Source organism: Vibrio sp. 2092 (genome assembly GCF_033339635.1).
Lineage (GTDB): Bacteria > Pseudomonadota > Gammaproteobacteria > Enterobacterales > Vibrionaceae > Vibrio > Vibrio alginolyticus.
This window is the reverse complement of record NZ_JAWOUY010000007.1, coordinates 197,697-215,762: the sequence shown is the minus strand read 5'-3', so window position 1 is coordinate 215,762 and position 18,066 is coordinate 197,697. Positions and strand designations below refer to the sequence as shown.

Annotated in this window: 14 protein-coding genes and 1 tRNA gene; 7 read left to right on the top strand and 8 right to left on the bottom strand. The window is 46.2% G+C overall.

Features of this window, described 5'->3' with window-relative positions:
• The first annotated feature begins 4 nt into the window (after positions 1–4).
• Complete coding sequence (locus tag R7P80_RS14550) at positions 5–1,354, top strand: sigma-54-dependent transcriptional regulator (RefSeq protein ID WP_225491656.1); 1,350 nt, start codon at positions 5–7, stop codon at positions 1,352–1,354.
• Positions 1,355–1,397: 43 nt separating this feature from the next.
• On the opposite strand, the gene R7P80_RS14545 is transcribed toward R7P80_RS14550, so the two are convergent.
• Positions 1,398–2,606 (bottom strand): GGDEF domain-containing protein, encoded by a 1,209-nt coding sequence (locus tag R7P80_RS14545; protein WP_005374203.1) that lies wholly within the window; start codon positions 2,604–2,606, stop codon positions 1,398–1,400.
• 103 nt (positions 2,607–2,709) lie between these two features.
• Positions 2,710–4,020, bottom strand: coding sequence for a branched-chain amino acid transport system II carrier protein (gene brnQ / locus R7P80_RS14540; RefSeq protein WP_206949471.1), 1,311 nt, complete (start codon positions 4,018–4,020; stop codon positions 2,710–2,712).
• Positions 4,021–4,856: 836 nt separating this feature from the next.
• Here brnQ and R7P80_RS14535 point away from each other — a divergent pair.
• The 3 genes from R7P80_RS14535 to lhgO all read left to right on the top strand — a co-directional run bounded on the left by R7P80_RS14535 (position 4,857) and on the right by lhgO (position 9,314).
• Positions 4,857–5,867, top strand: a complete 1,011-nt coding sequence (locus tag R7P80_RS14535) for a TAXI family TRAP transporter solute-binding subunit (RefSeq protein WP_017635521.1) — start codon at positions 4,857–4,859, stop codon at positions 5,865–5,867.
• A gap of 88 nt (positions 5,868–5,955) precedes the next feature.
• Complete coding sequence (locus tag R7P80_RS14530) at positions 5,956–8,079, top strand: TRAP transporter permease (protein ID WP_225491657.1); 2,124 nt, start codon at positions 5,956–5,958, stop codon at positions 8,077–8,079.
• 8 nt (positions 8,080–8,087) lie between these two features.
• Positions 8,088–9,314 (top strand): L-2-hydroxyglutarate oxidase, encoded by a 1,227-nt coding sequence (gene lhgO, locus R7P80_RS14525; protein WP_225491658.1) that lies wholly within the window; start codon positions 8,088–8,090, stop codon positions 9,312–9,314.
• 47 nt (positions 9,315–9,361) lie between these two features.
• Here the strand turns inward: lhgO and R7P80_RS14520 are convergent, their stop codons facing one another.
• From R7P80_RS14520 to R7P80_RS14510, 3 genes are all read right to left on the bottom strand, one after another.
• Entirely contained in the window at positions 9,362–9,766 is a 405-nt protein-coding gene (locus R7P80_RS14520; RefSeq protein WP_017635518.1) for a hypothetical protein, read from the bottom strand.
• Positions 9,767–9,940: 174 nt separating this feature from the next.
• A complete protein-coding gene (cydB, locus tag R7P80_RS14515) occupies positions 9,941–10,939 on the bottom strand; it encodes a cytochrome d ubiquinol oxidase subunit II (protein ID WP_005374173.1) in 999 nt (332 codons plus the stop codon).
• 10 nt (positions 10,940–10,949) lie between these two features.
• On the bottom strand, positions 10,950–12,338 hold the full coding sequence (locus R7P80_RS14510) for a cytochrome ubiquinol oxidase subunit I (protein WP_225491659.1): 1,389 nt from the start codon (positions 12,336–12,338) through the stop codon (positions 10,950–10,952).
• 159 nt (positions 12,339–12,497) lie between these two features.
• On the opposite strand from R7P80_RS14510, the gene R7P80_RS14505 reads away from it, so the two are divergent.
• Together R7P80_RS14505 and R7P80_RS14500 are read left to right on the top strand one after the other, a co-directional pair.
• Positions 12,498–13,742, top strand: coding sequence for an NADH:ubiquinone reductase (Na(+)-transporting) subunit B (locus R7P80_RS14505; RefSeq protein WP_047102825.1), 1,245 nt, complete (start codon positions 12,498–12,500; stop codon positions 13,740–13,742).
• A 298-nt stretch (positions 13,743–14,040) separates the two neighbouring features.
• The gene (locus R7P80_RS14500; protein WP_053307136.1) at positions 14,041–15,441 is read left to right on the top strand and encodes a tryptophanase; all 1,401 of its coding nucleotides are present in this window, start codon (positions 14,041–14,043) and stop codon (positions 15,439–15,441) included.
• A gap of 78 nt (positions 15,442–15,519) precedes the next feature.
• Here the strand turns inward: R7P80_RS14500 and R7P80_RS14495 are convergent, their stop codons facing one another.
• The 3 genes from R7P80_RS14495 to R7P80_RS14485 all read right to left on the bottom strand — a co-directional run bounded on the left by R7P80_RS14495 (position 15,520) and on the right by R7P80_RS14485 (position 16,394).
• Positions 15,520–16,131 carry a DUF2913 family protein gene (locus tag R7P80_RS14495; RefSeq protein WP_054574504.1) on the bottom strand — a complete coding sequence of 204 codons (612 nt, stop codon included), beginning with the start codon at positions 16,129–16,131 and terminating at the stop codon, positions 15,520–15,522.
• A 32-nt stretch (positions 16,132–16,163) separates the two neighbouring features.
• Positions 16,164–16,247: transfer RNA gene (locus R7P80_RS14490), tRNA-Leu, on the bottom strand.
• Positions 16,212–16,394, bottom strand: coding sequence for a hypothetical protein (locus R7P80_RS14485; protein WP_021035910.1), 183 nt, complete (start codon positions 16,392–16,394; stop codon positions 16,212–16,214). The genes R7P80_RS14490 and R7P80_RS14485 overlap by 36 nt, the downstream gene beginning before the upstream one ends.
• A 412-nt stretch (positions 16,395–16,806) precedes the next feature.
• Between R7P80_RS14485 and R7P80_RS14480 the strand changes: the two genes are divergently transcribed.
• Complete coding sequence (locus tag R7P80_RS14480) at positions 16,807–18,015, top strand: NupC/NupG family nucleoside CNT transporter (protein ID WP_017635515.1); 1,209 nt, start codon at positions 16,807–16,809, stop codon at positions 18,013–18,015.
• Positions 18,016–18,066: the final 51 nt, after the last annotated feature.

Genomic DNA, 18,066 nt, shown 5'->3' with positions numbered 1-18,066 from the left:
ACTCATGGCTTTTGACGACATCCCTAAAATTGCACTTATCGAAGACGATGACATTGTTCGTCAGGCTACCAGCCAATGGCTGCAACTGGCGGGGTTCGATGTGACCTCATTCAGTTTAGGCGAAGAGGGCAAAGCGGCCATTCTGAGCCAAGAATTTGATGCGATTGTCAGTGACGTTCGCCTGCCAGACACCGATGGTTTGTCGATACTAGAAAGCCTGATTGCCAATCACGTCCCAACGCCAGTTATCTTGATCACCGGACATGGTGACGTCGATATGGCAGTAGGGGCGTTACAAAACGGTGCGTTCGATTTTATTGAGAAACCTTTCCAACCTGAGCGTTTATCCCAACGAGTAACCGAAGCGGTCGAGAGCTATCGCGCACAAACGTCTACTCAAGATCGCCAAGAGTACCTATCTAGCGTTAGCGGCTTAGAAGAGGTGTTGATTGGGCGAAGCCGAGTGATGCAACAGCTTAGAGAACAAGTAGCCAAGTTAGCACGCATTGATACTAACGTGATCATTTACGGCGAAACAGGTTGTGGTAAAGAGCTGGTGGCGACCAGTTTGCATAATGAAAGCCAACGCAGATCCTATCATTTTGTGCCAATCAACTGTGGCGCTATTCCTGAGAACCTGTTTGAAAGTGAGCTGTTTGGGCATGAAGCAGGGGCATTTACCGGAGCGGGTAAAAAGCGCATTGGTAAGTTGGAATACGCGGATAAAGGCACTTTATTCTTTGATGAAATCGAGAGTATGCCGCTGTCCATGCAGGTGAAAGTGTTGCGTTCATTACAGGAACATACGGTAGAGCGCGTTGGGGGCAACCAACAGATCTCAGTTGATTTGAGAGTGATCGCCGCCGCGAAAGAAGATCTCAATGATCATGACGAGTTTCGTCAGGATTTGTACTATCGTCTTAATGTGGCGCAGATCTATTTGCCACCGCTACGTGAGCGAGAAGAAGATGCGTTGATCTTGTTCGAACACTTTGCTCTGAAAAGTAATCCTGAGAGTCGTCTGCTGAGTGAAGCCGATAGAAAGGCCATTCTTGCTTACTCTTGGCCCGGTAACGTACGTGAGCTTAGGAATGTAGCGATGCGTTTTGCATTGGATGAAACCGTCTCCGTGATGGAAGTTCTCTCCAGTCGACCATCCTCAACAACCGAAGAGACGCATGCGGGCGTGCCGTTGGCGATTCAGCTACATAACTTTGAACGTAAGGTGCTACATGATTCTTTAGTCAGGCATCATGGACGCATCAATGAGGTGATGCAGGAGTTGGATTTACCACGTCGAACCCTTAACCAAAAGATGCAGAAGTTTGGTTTGAATCGCTCCGACTATACTTAGTGCGATTTCTAGCTAATTCGAAATTACTGGCATAACAAACACGTTATGCGCTTTTGGCTGGAGCTGGGACAAACTTATAATTTAGGTCTTTACCTTCTCCAAACAAGGTAACGAGGTTCCTTCCAGTATGTTTAGAGCTATATAGCGCTTCGTCTGCTTCAGCAAGCGCCTCTTGAAGTGATTGCCCCTCAGATAACTGACTGATACCAAAGCTCATGGTCACTTCAGTTTTAAATGATTGCAAAGCGGTTTCAGTTTCGACCGCAAGGCGAATTTGCTCTGCGACAATTTTGGCTTGCTGTGCTTTTTCGAGCAAAACAATCATGAACTCGTCACCACCAAATCGCACAATGCAGGCGGACTCAGGAAGATGCTTTTTAAAAATAGTGGAGATCGTTGCCATGACGGAGTCGCCAACCGTGTGACCATAGTGATCATTAATCGCTTTGAACTTGTCGACATCAGTCATAATAATGCTGATTGCTTGGCTTTTTTTATGTGCTTTACTAACCAAGTTTGGAACGATTTCTTCCATGGCTCGACGATTATATAGCCCTGTGAGTGCATCTAAATGAGAGAGATCATTAATGGATTGCACCAAGCGTCCGTTAATTAACCACAGCATACTAAAGCTCAAAGCAACGATCAGGCAGATGCTAAATAAGAACGTCAGCTGATGGATAAGGCCTGCGACCATAAAGCTTGGTAACTCACCTGAAAAAGTACTCCAAAGCGCCCTAAATCCCATAAAAAAACTAAATCCAAAGAAAGAGTAAGCCATTGCTTTAACAGGGAGCTTTAAGTCCTTTTGGGTACCTTTAAGCATGGCGACACCACTAAAGAAGGTGACGATACAAATATACATGCTCAGATAAATAATGCGGCTTTTGATAGAAGGGTCATGGAAGGTGAAATAGTAAAATGAACCACTGAAAACAGGTGTTAACAAGGTAAGACAGTGAGCCAATTTTAAAGGGTATTGACGAAAAATGCTTACGCTATATAGCGTAAGCAAGAAGCCGACTAATATGAGAGTGTTGGCTATGACGATGGTCAGCCAGTCTGGCGCAGAGCCTCTAAAGCCAAGTAAAAAAGGGCCTAAACCAATAAACAGTAGTGATATCGAGAAGGTTTTTAAGCCTTTGACTCTACCCTGAGTGTATTGATAACAAAGCAGACTAATAGAGTAAATGCAAGAGAACAGAATAACGATAAAGTTCAGTGTTCTGATGTCTAGATACTGATTATCCATAGGCGACCCATATCAATCTTTCATTCAGGCAACTCCTTTGCCTGATATCAATAAGCGAGCTACATAGTAACGCACTTATTGAGCGATGTCTTATGTTAAACGGCTATTCATTCACCAGCTCGAATTGTTCGGTTTGGTTGGTTTTCGTCGTAAACAGCAGACCAACAATCATCATAAATACGCTAGGCACAATCCAGCTAGCAAAGTCATTGTACAGAGGCATGTAATTACCCATCCACTCATCAGTGGAACTTGGCATGTAACCTAGGATGTGCAGCGCATCAACACAACCAAACGTTAGAGCAGTGAATGCGGTTGCTACCACCATGATTTGCGACATCTTGTTGCGCACTGGTGCCATGATCATCAACGCAATCGCGACTGGGTGAAGCGCCACAACCGCTGGCAATGTGATAGCCAATAGTTGCTCTAGACCTACGTTGGCGATCAAACCAGCCAATACCATGGTCGTGATAACGCAGCCTTTGTAGTTCACTTTGCTGAAAGTGTTGTCGTAGAACTCACTGCCTGCGGTGGTTACGCCGATAGCAGTAGTCAAACACGCCAATACCATCACGGCACCTAGTAGTAGTGAACCAAACGCGCCGAAGTGGCTGAAGGTGAATGCCGTTAAAATGTCGCCACCATTGCTGAACTCAGAACCCAAGTATGAGCTTGTCGAGCCAATGTAAGCCAATGAGATGTAAACAAACGCCATGGCAACCGCGTACATCAAAGCTGCGATTAGCGTGTATTTTGCGGTGGCTTTCGGGCAATCCACACCCATGCTGCGAATCGCGCGGAAGATAATCCAACCAAAACCGATAGAACCTAATGCATCCATGGTCATGTAACCTTGGGTTAAGCCTTCAGCAAATGCACCAAATAGGTATGGTCCCGTTGCGGCAGTTAGCTCACCTGCAGGAGAAACCAAAGCCGTCACAGACATGATGATCAAGATTGCCATCAAGGCAGGCGTTAAGATCTTGCCTAGGTTGTCGACCAATTTACCCGGATATAGGGCAAATAGAATGGTGATAGCACAGAAGGCAATAGTGAAAGGCACCAAAGCTGCATCACCAAACATTGGCGCAAAGCTAAATTGGTAAGCCACGGTAATTGCACGTGGGATCACGAACGCAGGGCCAATCACGATAAACACCATCACCCAAAAACTGGTCGCCAAAGGTTTAGGTAGGGCAGCGGTTAATTTGTCTGAACCGTTTACGATAGCCACCATCACCAGTGCCATCGCAGGCAGACCTACACCCGTCAAGAGGAAGCCAGACATCCCGCTCAGAAAGTTTTCACCTGCTTGGTAACCCAAAAATGGAGGGAAGATCAGGTTACCCGCGCCTAAGTACATGGCGAAAGTCATGAAGCCCAAAGCGGCGATATTGCGTGCGCTTAACATTGTTATTCCTCTTATGTTTCGCTTGGAAGAAACTGAAAGGAATGGGAGGAGTATGTGGTGTTCCCGTCAGCTTCTTCTCAAGCTGACAGAAAGTTTAGATATAGCCTGTCAGCTCTGAATCAGTTTCAGAGAGAGCAGGAGGATCGCAGCAGCAACGCCAGATGGGCGTTTTAAAGCGAATTGTAATTGCGCAGTTGCTGACATGGGTGATCCTTAAAGACGAAAAAATACCAAGGAATACGTTTGCCTTGGCGTGTTGTTACACTAACGAACATAGGGCCATTGGCACAACCCCGAAGTAGAAAATAAGTTGATACGGTCAATGTTTATTTCTGAACTGGTGGATCGAGCTGCTTTTTAAATTAAAAATTAGAATAAATGACTTTTCATTTTTGTAACATGGCTTTCTTTGCTGTATTTTTGTGCTATTTGTAGTCGTTTAGGCTATAAACCTCAGCTGATAAATTGAGCAGTTTAGAATGATGCGCTTTTTCTTCTTATTGTTAAGACGCTCATTAGTTGCAATTCAATCCAAAATTGCATCGGCAAAATATTGCTTATTAGTGAATCGTGCATTTATTTTGTCTTGATCACATTTTATTAACCTTTTGCGATCTAGGCGTGCAACCTTCTCCTCTTCAATGAGCAAGATCTTGCTCATTACTTTGCTATCAAATCAGCATGATTTTGCTCATTTTTGATGTCTTTCAGCTCTTAGTTCAATAAATACAAAGGGTTAAAAGTTGGCATTTCAATTGCTCTAGGGAATGTGTTGTTAATAAAGGTTTAACATGATGTAAATCCCCAATCGTGAAACGACTACACGGAGAGTAATAATGAAAATGAATAAGCTGGTAAAAGCTTTGGCTGTCGCTGTGACTTCTTTTGGTATTGCTGCTAACGCTGCGGCAGAAGATCGTAGCTATATTCTTGCAACGGCATCGACAGGTGGTACTTACTACCCTGTGGGCGTAGCGTTGGCGACGTTAAGCAAAGTGAAGTTGGCACCAAAGCACCACTTCTCCCTTTCTGCAATCAGCTCTGCGGGCTCTGGTGAAAACGTTAAACTGCTGAATGAAAACGAAGCACAGTTCGCGATTCTACAAGGTCTTTACGGTGCGTGGGCTTGGTCTGGTGAAGGTCCTTATGAGAAGAGCGGTCGCCAAGAACAACTGCGCTCAGTCTCTATGCTTTGGCAAAACGTTGAGCACTTTATTGTTCGCTCTGACCTAGCAAAAACGGGCACAGTGACTGATCTGAACAACCTAGATGGCAAGAAGTTCTCTATCGGTAAGAAGAACTCAGGAACTGAGAACTCTGGTCGCCAAATCATGAAAGGTCTGAAGGTCGACCCTGATAAATTCAATCTTGCTTACATGGGTTACGGCGGCAGTGCGAGCGCACTTCAAAACGGCACCATTGACGGCATGAACACGCCTGCGGGTGTACCTGTTGGTGCGGTCACTCAAGCTTTTGCTGCGTTGGGTAAAGACATTTCGATTCTTTCGTTTACTGACGAACAAATCAAAGAGGCGAACGGCAATTACAACCTATGGACGAAGTACGAGATCCCAGCGAACACGTACCCGGGTCTAGATAAGCCGATCACCACCATTGCACAGCCTAACTTCTTGGCAGTTCGTGAAGATATCTCGGAAGAAGACGTTTACCAGCTAACCAAAGCGATCTACGAGAACCTGCCTTTCCTACAAGGCATCCACAAAGCAACAAAAGCAATGGCGATTGAGAAAGCGATCGCTGGCTTGCCAGTGCCTCTTCACCCAGGTGCGGTGCGTTACTACAAAGAAATGGGCATCGAAATCCCATCAGACCTAATGGCGAAATAACGCCAACTTCGCCCCGAGTTTCGGCTCGGGGCATTTTATCCCTACCGATTTCTAAGATGGAAAAAGCCGCCAGAGCTTGGAGTATGAGATGAGCGACTCAATAGAAAAGGAATTGCAGAAGTTTGAGCTGCCCACGCGCACTGATTTTCCGTGGGTAACCACCACAATCACAGTGTTTGGCGTGGTGTTGTCTGCTTTGCACATTTGGTTTAATACCTTATCGACGTTACCAGAGTTATGGATTTCCGCGACCCACTTTGCTGGCTTTGCGGTGATTTGTGCGCTTTGGTATCCGGCTCATATCTCTCTCAAGCAGAGTAAGATTGCACTTGGCATCGATGTGTTGATTGCCATGGGCGCGGTCGCGTGTTTGCTCTACATTCCCTATGCCGAAGATGCGCTATATGAACGCGGTGTGAAGTTCGTGACCAGCGATTGGGTCTTCGCCATCATGGCAATTTTGATTGTTATCGAACTGATTCGACGCACCATGGGCTGGTTTATTCCAGTGTTGATTGTGGTGTGTTTAAGCTACGTTGTGCTTTGGGGTAAGTGGGCGACAGGTATTTTCCACTTCCCGGGTTTGAGCATGGAAACCTTGCTCTACCGCAGCTTCTATTCTTCTGAGGGCATGTTTGGCTCTATCTCACGCATCAGTTGGACTTTCGTATTCATGTTCATTCTGTTCGGTGCGTTTCTTGTTCGCTCTGGTGTCGGTGATTACATCATCAATGTGGCACGTGCTGCGGCTGGCAAAATCATTGGTGGTCCCGGTTTTATCGCAGTGATTGGCTCGGGATTGATGGGCTCAGTATCTGGATCTAGTGTGGCAAATACGGTTTCAACTGGTGTTATCAGTATTCCTTTAATGCAAAAAGCAGGTTTCCCTTCGCGCTTCGCGGCGGGCGTTGAAGCTGCGGCGTCGACAGGTGGTCAGTTGATGCCACCTGTGATGGGAGCGGGTGCTTTCATAATGGCGTCTTACACGCAAATTCCTTATGTTGATATTATTGCCGTTTCTTTCATTCCTGCTCTTATCTATTTCTTGTCTGTGGCGTTCTTTGTGCGTATCGAAGCCAAACGCAGCGGCGTTCAAAAAATCACGACCAGCGATGAATCTCTACTGAAAGTGCTGATCAGCGGTTGGCACAACCTTATCCCGCTGGCGGTATTGGTTACTTTGTTGGTTCAAGGCTTTACGCCAACTTACGCTGCTGGCTTGTCGATCATTTCTGTGGTGGTGGCTTCTTGGTTCTCAAAAGATCACAAGATGGGACCAAAAGCGATCATCGAAGCACTTTCACAAGGTGCGAAAAACATGGCGACAACCGCCGTATTGCTGGTGGGTATTGGTTTGGTGATCAACGTGATCAGCACAACGGGCATCGGCAACACCTTCTCATTGATGATCGACGGTTGGGCGAATGGTGACTTGTTCATCATGATCGTTCTGATTGCGCTCGCTTCTCTTGTTTTGGGTATGGGTTTACCTGTGACAGCGGCGTATATTGTATTGGGTACACTGTCTGCCCCTGCGCTTTACAAGTTGATTGCGGAAAACCAATTGCTTGAATTGATGGTATCGGGTCAATTGCCTGAACAAGCAAAAGCCATCTTTATGTTGGCAGCGCCAGAAAAGTTGGAACTGCTTAATACACCAATGGCGTTGGAAACCGCGAAAGAAATGGTGGCGTTAGTACCCGCAGACTTTATGGAAACCCTACTAGAGCAAAGTTTGGGTATGGAAGCGGTAGGCTTGGCATTGCTGGCTGCTCACCTCATCATCTTCTGGTTATCGCAAGACAGCAACGTAACGCCTCCAGTGTGTTTGACCGCCTTTGCTGCGGCAACCATCGCTAAAACACCGCCAATGCGTACCGGTTTGATGGCATGGAAAATCGCTAAAGGTTTGTATCTTGTACCGCTGCTGATTGCTTACACAGGCTTAGTAAGTTGGGATGTAACGTCGGTAATTGCCGTGGGCTTCTTCGCCATCATCGGAACCTATGCATTGATTGGTGCGATTGAAGGCTACTTGGAAGGTCCTCTAAACATTCTGACTCGTCTCTTGTTGGTAGTGGTGGGTACATTGCTGGTTTGGCACGACATCCCAATGTTGGTTCGTGTGGCAAGCTGCGCGGTATTTGTCGCGGTGTTCATTTACAGTGGTCGCAAGTTCAAATTGCAACAATCTCAACTATCGGTTTTATAAGAGGTCGTATGAAATCAGTCTATGACTACATCATTGTTGGTGGCGGTATCGTTGGTGTGTCGACAGCATGGCAACTGCAGCAACGCCACCCAGACAAATCCATTTTATTGGTTGAGAAAGAGTCCGGTTTTGCGAAGCACCAAACCGGACACAATAGCGGCGTGATTCATGCTGGAGTGTACTACGCACCGGGCAGCCTAAAAGCCGATTTTTGTAAGCGTGGGGTAGAGCGAACCATTTCGTTCTGTGCTCAGCACGATATTTCGGTGGAGAACTGTGGCAAGTTACTGGTTGCGACCAATGAGCAAGAAGTCGAACGCATGAATGCCCTCTATGAGCGCTGCCATGTCAACGGCATCGACGTAAAGCTACTCGATGAAGTTCAACTCAAGCTGGCTGAGCCAAACATCACAGGCTTGGGCGCGATTTATGTCAAAACCACCAGTATTGTCGATTATCGTTTGGTCACTGAGCAGATGGCGGAAGAGTTCAAAACGCTCGGTGGTCAAATCAGCCTGAGAACCAAAGTGGTGGCTGCCGAAGAGAAGGACGAAGAAGTCCAACTGACCTGCATTTCAGACGGTCAAACGATGCAGCTTAATACCAAGTTCTTGGTTACTTGCAGCGGCTTGATGGCGGATCGCATGACTAAGATGATGGGTATTCCAACTGACTTTCAGATCATCCCTTATCGTGGTGAATACTACCGCTTAGATAGCAAACACGACCAAGTGGTGAATCATCTTATTTATCCAATTCCCGACCCTGATTTGCCATTCTTAGGTGTCCACCTGACTCGCATGATTGATGGCAGTGTGACCGTTGGTCCAAATGCGGTGCAAGGCTGGAAGCGAGAAGGGTACGACAAGGTTAACTTCAGCTTGCAAGATACCATGCAAATGCTCAGTTTCTCCGGCTTTTGGAAGGTGACACAAAAGCATCTAAAAACCGGACTGGGTGAGTTTAAGAACTCGTGGTGGAAGCCGGGCTACCTCAAGTTGGTCAACAAATATTGCCCAAGCATCAAGGTAGAAGATCTCAAACCATATCCTGCGGGTATTCGTGCGCAAGCAGTGTTATCCGACGGAACCTTGGTTCATGACTTCTTGTTTGCCGAGAGCGCAAGAAGCTTACACGTTTGCAACGCCCCCTCTCCTGCAGCGACATCTGCAATGCCTATTGGAGAGTACATTTGCGATAAAGTGAATGAAAAGATAGAGGCGAAAACGGTATAAAACAAAGGCGACGTAACTGTCGCCTTTATTGTATTTGAATCTGGGAATTAGGAGTTGCCATCTTTAGGGCAGAGTTCACCTTTCTTGGCGTGTCTTTCTATCATGTAATCGCCTCGGGCACTGTGCAATACAATTGCATTCCAGACTTGACCATCTTGCAACTCGAACTCAAACGCATAATGGGTGCCGCCGACCATTTTCGTTCTCACCTCATGAATTGCTTTCAATTTATCATCGGCATTCATTTGATAAAGCACCATGTTAAGTGAACGTCTGGCGTCAGGAGTTGCTTCGGCAAGTCGCCAACGGCCCTGCTCGTCTGTTGCGGAGCAAATAGACCGCATTTTACTTTTAATGGCGGATGACATCTGCTTGTCTACGGCCAATGCATTTGGTGAAAACAGTGGAACCGTCAAAGGAATCAAAGTTACCAGAAACCGCTTTAAGGTCATAAAAACACTCCGTTGTTTTACTCTTGCTTGAGTATAGACCTCAATGGCTTCAGATGTGGTGCAGTAGACTCTGGGCCTACAATATCGCAGTTCGTATCAACGAACTGATGATAAACAAGGCGACCACGCTTACCAGCCAAATGCCAATGAACCACAAAATGGGTTTTAGTTTCATCAGTGATATCCTTCTCCACGTTTCATCTTGCCGCGGAAAACCCAGTACGAATAAGCCGTGTAGGCTATGATCAGAGGAAGTAATACCACCGCGCCGGCAAGTAAAAATGCCAAACTTTTGTCTGGCGCGGCGACGTCTTGATAAGTGAGTGCGAATGGGACCAAGTAAGGGAATGTACTGACACCGAAACCCATCGCGGACACAAGAAACAGGCCGATCGCAAGAACGTAGGCTCGGACGGCTTTGTGGTCGAGTAAGGCTTTGAATAGCTGCCAAATGAGTGCCGCTGCAATAATTGGTAATATGAAAAACAGTAGTGAGTTTGGTAATGAGAACCAACGTTCAAAGACGATATTTTGGCTCAATGGCAGCCACAAACTGGCGATAAATATACAGGCTACCATCGCTAGTCCCCATCGTCGCGCGACCACGTAATAGCGCCCCATCAGCTCTTCTGGAAGCTTGATTAATAACCAGCATGAACCGAGCAGGATATAAGCACAAACAAGCGCCAAGCCACAAAATACGCTAAATGGCGAAAGCCAATCAAACCATCCACCTGCGTATGCTCGTTCACTAACCTCTATACCTTGGAGCAGGGTTCCGAGCATAATGCCTTGCATCAATGCCGCGGTGAGTGAACCAATGAAAAAAGCGCTATCCCATAAAAACTTTCCGCGTTGTGTTCGGAAGCGATATTCAAAAGAAACCCCACGCAGAATTAACCCGAGCAGCATTAAAATCAGAGGAGCATAGAGTGCTGGCATAATGACCGCGTAGGCGAGGGGGAACACGGCAAAAAGCCCACCACCACCAAGAACTAGCCAAGTTTCATTCCCATCCCAAACAGGAGCGATGCTGTTCATCATCATGTCGCGCTCTTCATCGTCATTAGCGCTGAGAAATAGGATACCAATACCGAGATCAAAGCCATCTAACACGACATAAATCAGAACGGCGAGCCCAATCAAAGCGTACCAAATTAATGCGTAATCCATGAGTTAGCTCCTAGGTTAGATGGTTAGAATGTGTGATGGCATCAGTTTTCGTGCCATCAGGAAGTCGACTATCTAGACCTTCTTCATATCGAGTTGGAGACTTGCGCATCAAACGTAGGAGATAGAAGAAGCCAGCTCCAAAAACCACAAAGTAAACCACGATGAACGCCGTCAGGGAGACTCTCACCGCGGCGGCATCAATAGGCGATGCCGAATTGGCTGTGGTTAAAAGACCGTATACGGTGTAAGGCTGTCGACCGACTTCGGTAGTTATCCAGCCTGCTAAAACTGCAATGAACCCCGCTGGGGCAAACAGCACACAAATACGTTGAAGTGCCCTTGAATCAAAAAGTTTGCGACGTTTTCTTAGCCAAAGGCTCCACAAACCAATAACAAGCATGCCAAAACCAAGCGCGACCATGACTCGGAAAGACCAGAAAACGATAGAGACAGGAGGGTGTTCCTCCTCTGGAAAAGCATCTAATCCCTTCACTTCACCGTTGAGGTCATGAGTTAAAATCAAACTACCGAGTTTGGGGATTTCCAGTGCGTATTCCATGCGTTTTTCTTCATCGTTAGGGATACCGAAGAGGATCAATGGCGCGCCTTGGTGAGACTCATAGTGCCCTTCCATCGCGGCGACTTTGGCGGGTTGATGTTCAAGGGTGTTTAAACCATGCATGTCTCCAGCAACGATTTGAATTGGTGTCACGATGGCAGCCATCCACATTGCCATCGAGAACATAATTCTGGCTAGAGGGTTATGGTTTGCTTTTAGTAAGTGATAAGCGGCAACGCCGGCTACAACAAAGGCAGTAGTAAGGTAAGCGGCGAGCAACATATGAACGAGCCGGTAAGGGAAGGAAGGGTTGAAGACAATCGCCCACCAGTCTTCTGGGATAAACTGTCCGGCTTCGTTGATACTGTAGCCCGCTGGTGTTTGCATCCAACTATTAACCGAAAGTATCCAAAACGCAGACAAAAACGTCCCGAATGCAACAATACAAGTCGCGGCGAAGTGAAGCTTCTTACCCACCTTATCCATACCGAAAAGCATCACGCCTAAAAACCCCGCTTCGAGGAAAAACGCAGTAAAAACTTCATAACCCATTAGCGGGCCCAGGATTGGGCCTGTTTTGTCGGCAAACACGCTCCAGTTAGTACCGAATTGATAGCTCAACACGATGCCACTCACCACACCCATACCAAAACTGATGGCAAAGATTTTGAGCCAGTACTTATAGATTTGCATGTACTGTTTGTTGCCCGTTTTTAAGTACAAGCCCTCTAATACAGCGAGATAACTTGCCAAACCAATCGTAAAAGCTGGAAAAATAATGTGGAAAGAGACAGTAAAGGCAAATTGGAATCTAGCTAGGTCAATGGCGAGTGTGTCCATGAGCGGTCCCTTTTTCGTTGGATAAACTGTTCGCCGGATTTAAAGAGGAGACAGAAGAGTGGCGAACAAGGTGAAATACGAAGAAGGAAGACGAAGAGATTAAAAAACGATCGCTTTTTACACATGTGCGTACCATCTTTTAGATAAAGGAGGAGCGTTATGAGCCTTAAACATTACTTTGAGAAAGCGACACCTAAGTTTGGTCCAGGTGGGAAGTATCACAAGTTCTACCCACTTTTCGAAGCTGTCGAAACCATTTTTTACACGCCTGGTAAGGTAAACCAGGGCATGACTCACGTTCGAGATAGCATCGATTTAAAACGTATTATGATCATGGTGTGGCTGGCGGTCTTCCCTGCCATGTTCTGGGGTATGTACAACATAGGCCAGCAAGCGAGTGATGCCTTGTTGTATGGAATGGATCAAGCCTCAGCTCAGCAAGCGCTTGTTTCTTCATGGCAACTGAGTTGGGTATGGGGCTCGTTAGATGCGGTTTCACAAGCGGGGTGGGGAAGTAAAATGTGGCTTGGTGCTACTTACTTTCTTCCAGTTTATGCGACGGTGTTTATCGTTGGTGGTTTCTGGGAAGTTCTGTTTGCTATTGTGCGAAAGCATGAGGTAAATGAAGGCTTTTTTGTCAGCTCTATACTCTTTGCGCTGATCCTTCCTCCGACAATTCCACTATGGCAAGCGGCTTTAGGTATCACTTTCGGTATTGTTGTGGCGAAGGAGATTTTTGGTGGTACTGGACGAAACTTCCTAAATCCAGCTTTAGCAGGGCGCGCGTTCTTATACTTTGCCTATCCTGCCAACATGTCCGGTGGTGCCGTGTGGGTCGCGGCTGATGGTTACTCTGGCGCTACTCCACTCAGCCAATGGTATGAAGGAGGGCAAAGTGCTTTGATAAATAATATGACGGGAGAGCCAATTTCATGGGGAGATGCTTTTGTTGGTAATTTACCCGGCTCGATGGGTGAAGTCTCCACGTTGTTGATCGCACTAACAGGCTTGGTTCTCATCTTTATGAAGATTGCATCGTGGAGAATTGTTGCGGGCGTGTTGGTCGGTTTAATCGGAGCTTCATTACTATTGAATGCGATCGGTTCAGACTCTAACCCCATGTTCTCCATGCCGTTCTACTGGCACTTCGTGATTGGTGGGGTTGCGTTTGGTACCTTCTTCATGGCGACAGACCCTGTCTCGGCAGCTTTTACCAATAACGGGAAATGGGCATACGGACTATTAATCGGCGTGATGACGATTTTTATCCGAGTGCTGAACCCGGCTTATCCAGAAGGCATCATGTTAGCTATTCTATTTGCTAACTTATTCGCGCCACTTTTCGATTACCTAGTCAAAGAAAGTAATATCAAACGCAGAATGAAAAGGGCGAGACCTTCTTAAAATGAGGGTGACCTCACTGAAAATTGATTGAAAACTGCACTATATTGAAAAGGTCAGAGACATGGGGTTTCTGACTTTTTATTTTTATCAGGAGGACGAAGACGATGAGAATAAAGGATATTCTCGATAGCCGTTTGGTGCTGTCGTTCTGGTATAACCTAGACTACTGCTTGTCTCTTCTTAGTAAAATCTCTTCTCGTTGATTTCCTCAATGCAATCGCATTGAAAAGCATTCTATCTATTTGTTTTTTAGTCTTACGTGAAACTGCGTAGGGCAATGCGTATAAGGAAATTAACAATGAAACGTATTCCAGAACCTTTCCGTATCAAAATGGTTGAGCCAATCAAAATGACGACTTTGGCAGACCGTGAAGTCGCGTTAAAAGAAGCGGGCTATAATCCATTTCTTCTTCGTAGTGATGATGTTTATATCGATTTGCTGACTGACTCTGGCACTGGTGCCATGAGTGATAATCAGTGGGCTGGCATCATGATGGGGGATGAATCCTATGCGGGGAGTCGAAATTACTACAACCTGTGTGATGCAGTGGAGCACTTCTTCGGTTATAAGCTCACCGTGCCTGCACACCAAGGGCGTGGTGCCGAGCAAATTTTGTTCCCCGCTTTGATTGAGCGTATGCGTCAGGTGCGTGGTGGCGAAACGCCAGTATTTATCTCGAACTACCATTTTGATACCACAGCGGGTCACATTGAACTCAATGGCGGTAAAGCGATTAACGTGGTAACGGAAGAAGCATTCGACACCACTACGCCTTATGATTGGAAGGGCAATTTTGATATCGATAAGCTGGTGGCAACAATTGAAGCGCACGGTTCGCATAACATTTGTGCAATTATCACCACGATTACTTGTAATAGCTCCGGTGGTCAGCCTGTGTCGATGGAAAACATGCGCAGTGTGTACGAGATTGCAACCAAGTACGATATTCCAGTGGTGATTGACTCGGCTCGTTACTGTGAGAACGCCTACTTTATCAAGCAGCGTGAAGCGGGTTACGAGAATAAATCGATTCTGGAAATCATCCGTGAGATGTACCAGTACGGTGATATGCTCACCATGTCAGCTAAGAAAGACCCGATGGTAAACATTGGTGGCATGTGTTGTATTCGTGATCATAAGGAGTTGTTCCAGGCGGTGCAGACGCGCTGCGTACCCATGGAAGGATTTGTAACATACGGCGGCATGGCTGGGCGTGATATGGAAGCGCTCGCTCGCGGTTTGTATGAAGCCGCGGATGAGGATTTTCTTCACTATAGAATTAGCCAAGTTCAATACTTAGGTGAGCGCTTACGTGAAGGCGGTATTCCGATTCAATACCCAACGGGTGGTCATGCGGTGTTTGTGGATGCCGCTAAGATTTTGCCACATATTCCAGCGGATCAGTTTCCTGCGCAGGTATTGTGTAATGCTTTGTACTTGGAAGCGGGTATTCGAGCAGTAGAGATAGGATCGTTGCTGCTTGGTCGAGATCCGGAAACGGGTAAACAAAAAGTGTCAGAGCTTGAGTTGATGCGTTTGACCATTCCACGTCGTGTCTACACAAACGATCATATGGATTACATTGCGGATGCGATTATCGAACTGAAAAATCGTGCACATGAGTTAAAAGGGCTCACTTTCGAGTACGAGCCACCAGTGCTGCGCCACTTTACTGCTCGATTTAAAGAGATCGATTAACTCAAGTTTAAATCTAGATAAGCAAAAGGCCGCGAGTTTCGCGGCCTTTTTCGATTCGTTTATTTCTTAGCGTTACACTTACGCCAACTCTAATGTGATGCGAACGAACTGGTCGTCTTGATACTGCACTTCATAATTGAAGGTACCACTGGCGTAAATGCTGCCAAGAAAAAGTGAACGTTGACTCATTGGTCCGCGGAACAGCATCGAAATAGGAGCGATTAGGGCGTTATTGCCATCAAAGTGCTGATTTAAGTTCTCAGAAAGCACACACAGCAAACAGCCGTGTTGGTCGTGAGATAAGTCGACGTCTTCCGGTCGAGATAATAACACGGTAGTCCCCAGTTTCTTCTCAATCTCGTTGATCAGCAGCAAGTAGCTATCTAGATCGGGTTGAGGGTTGCTGGGTTTGTCTGCACCGACGCAGCGCTCGAGTAATGCTTCCAGGTTTCCGTTCTCACCTTTTGCCTGCTGAGTCAAAGACTTTAACGGCTTTTTAATCAGCTTATAGCGATTACTCTTCAGTTTTGGTTTCAGCCATTTCTGAAGTAAGTCATTACGTTCTTTAAGGGATAGGCCATGCGAGGACGCGTGAATTTTAAAGTGCAGGTGTAATAAAGCGTGAACCGCAAGCTCACTCAGAAGTTGATTAGCATCTGTAGACTGTCTTGCCTGCTTAGAACTTTGCATTACACTCGAACAAAATTAGGGAAGAAGGATAATGGTGCCGAGAGAGGGACTCGAACCCTCACACCAAAGGCACTAGCACCTCATGCTAGCGTGTCTACCAATTTCACCATCTCGGCATCATGATGCTCTGAATACTCAGAGGCCTCGAAAGAAGCAACGCGAATTATAACCAAAATCCACCTGTTGGCGAGAGCAAAATGACGAATTTTGGCTCTTTCGAGTTTGATTGCATATTTATTGGTCACTTTTATGTTTTTTACCATCAACGCCTATCCTTATGCCCTTACTTTTATTAATAGTATGACGACAAAAGAGTGCTTTTGCCTAAATTTTGAACGCTTGAACGTTTGCGTAAATAAATGTGATGAATATCTCTTTTTGTTGGCTATACTTGCGTCCCGTTTAAGCGGGAATTAGGGTTTAGTTGTTCAGGACCCTTACCCATACAAGCCGTCACATGGAGCAGGCCAAGCAACATGCTCGCCAGCAGTGAATGACCCCACGGACCGGACCAGCTACGTTCAATTGCTTGTATAAGGTAAAAATAAGATGTCGAACTATTCGTTCTGTCTACATTCTGGATCTAAAAGTGAGTTATCACTCGCTGCGTTGTCCCTTTCTTCTGCCAATTCCTTTGGCTCTTTTTTCTTTTTCAACGTTTAGTAGGTCCAGCTCATGAGTGTTCTATTTAGTCTATTTGGTATTGTTGCACTGCTAGGTTGTGCTTTCCTACTTTCTGAGGGTCGTTCTTCCATTAATTGGAAAACTGTATCTCGCGCCTTGATGCTACAAATGGGGTTTGCTGCTTTGGTGCTCTATTTCCCGTTGGGTCAAGCGGCGCTGGCGAGTTTAAGTAATGGTGTCGCGGGGCTACTCAGCTTTGCTGATGAAGGGATTAAATTCCTCTTTGGTGACCTCGCTTCTTCTGGCTTTATCTTCGCTATCCGTGTCCTTCCTATCATCATCTTCTTTAGTGCTCTTATCTCCGCCCTTTACTATTTGGGCATTATGCAAAAAGTGATTCAATTTATTGGCGGCGCTATCCAGAAGTTCTTGGGTACGAGTAAAGCAGAGTCTTTGGTTGCAACAGGGAACATTTTCTTATCTCAAGGCGAGTCACCACTTCTTATTCGTCCATTTCTTTCTAACATGACTCGCTCTGAACTGTTTGCCGTGATGGCTGGTGGTATGGCTTCAGTGGCGGGCAGTGTGCTTGGTGGTTATGCTGGTTTGGGTGTCGACCTCAAATACTTGATCGCGGCAAGCTTTATGGCAGCACCAGGTAGTTTGATGATGGCAAAAATCATCGTTCCTGAGCGTCAAACGCCAAGCGATTACAACAATATTGAGCTAGATAAATCAGAAGAAAGTAACGTTATTGATGCGCTAGCAAGCGGTGCCATGGGCGGTATGAAAGTTGCCGTTGCTGTTGGTACCATGCTTATCGCTTTCGTAAGTGTTATCGCGATGGTGAACACGGGGCTAGAAAACTTGGGCGAGATACTTGGTTTCTCTGGCGTAACGCTACAAGCGATTTTTGGTTATTTGTTTGCACCTCTAGCGTGGTTGATTGGTGTGCCAAGCCACGAAATTCTAGCTGCGGGTTCATACATTGGTCAGAAAGTGGTGATGAATGAGTTTGTTGCGTTTATCGATTTTGTGCAGCACAAAGCGACACTGTCTGAGCATACTCAAATTATTATCACTTTTGCGTTGTGTGGTTTTGCGAACATTGGCTCAATTGCGATTCAGTTGGGTTCTATCGGCGTGATGGCACCTGAGCGCCGCAAAGATGTTGCAAGTCTAGGCCTAAAAGCGGTTGCTGCTGGTACACTCGCTAACCTGATGAGTGCGTGCTTAGCGGGCATTTTTATCTCTCTCTAATTTAGATTGAAGATACACACTAAAAACCCGCCTAAATGGCGGGTTTTGTTA

What these genes read in the sequence shown, in the direction of transcription:
- R7P80_RS14550 (WP_225491656.1), top strand. Translation starts at nt 5, where the DNA reads ATGGCTTTTGACGACATCCCTAAAATTGCACTTATCGAAGACGATGAC.
- R7P80_RS14545 (WP_005374203.1), bottom strand. Translation starts at nt 2,606, where the DNA reads ATGGATAATCAGTATCTAGACATCAGAACACTGAACTTTATCGTTATT.
- brnQ (WP_206949471.1), bottom strand. Translation starts at nt 4,020, where the DNA reads ATGTTAAGCGCACGCAATATCGCCGCTTTGGGCTTCATGACTTTCGCC.
- R7P80_RS14535 (WP_017635521.1), top strand. Translation starts at nt 4,857, where the DNA reads ATGAAAATGAATAAGCTGGTAAAAGCTTTGGCTGTCGCTGTGACTTCT.
- R7P80_RS14530 (WP_225491657.1), top strand. Translation starts at nt 5,956, where the DNA reads ATGAGCGACTCAATAGAAAAGGAATTGCAGAAGTTTGAGCTGCCCACG.
- lhgO (WP_225491658.1), top strand. Translation starts at nt 8,088, where the DNA reads ATGAAATCAGTCTATGACTACATCATTGTTGGTGGCGGTATCGTTGGT.
- R7P80_RS14520 (WP_017635518.1), bottom strand. Translation starts at nt 9,766, where the DNA reads ATGACCTTAAAGCGGTTTCTGGTAACTTTGATTCCTTTGACGGTTCCA.
- cydB (WP_005374173.1), bottom strand. Translation starts at nt 10,939, where the DNA reads ATGGATTACGCATTAATTTGGTACGCTTTGATTGGGCTCGCCGTTCTG.
- R7P80_RS14510 (WP_225491659.1), bottom strand. Translation starts at nt 12,338, where the DNA reads ATGGACACACTCGCCATTGACCTAGCTAGATTCCAATTTGCCTTTACT.
- R7P80_RS14505 (WP_047102825.1), top strand. Translation starts at nt 12,498, where the DNA reads ATGAGCCTTAAACATTACTTTGAGAAAGCGACACCTAAGTTTGGTCCA.
- R7P80_RS14500 (WP_053307136.1), top strand. Translation starts at nt 14,041, where the DNA reads ATGAAACGTATTCCAGAACCTTTCCGTATCAAAATGGTTGAGCCAATC.
- R7P80_RS14495 (WP_054574504.1), bottom strand. Translation starts at nt 16,131, where the DNA reads ATGCAAAGTTCTAAGCAGGCAAGACAGTCTACAGATGCTAATCAACTT.
- R7P80_RS14485 (WP_021035910.1), bottom strand. Translation starts at nt 16,394, where the DNA reads ATGGTAAAAAACATAAAAGTGACCAATAAATATGCAATCAAACTCGAA.
- R7P80_RS14480 (WP_017635515.1), top strand. Translation starts at nt 16,807, where the DNA reads ATGAGTGTTCTATTTAGTCTATTTGGTATTGTTGCACTGCTAGGTTGT.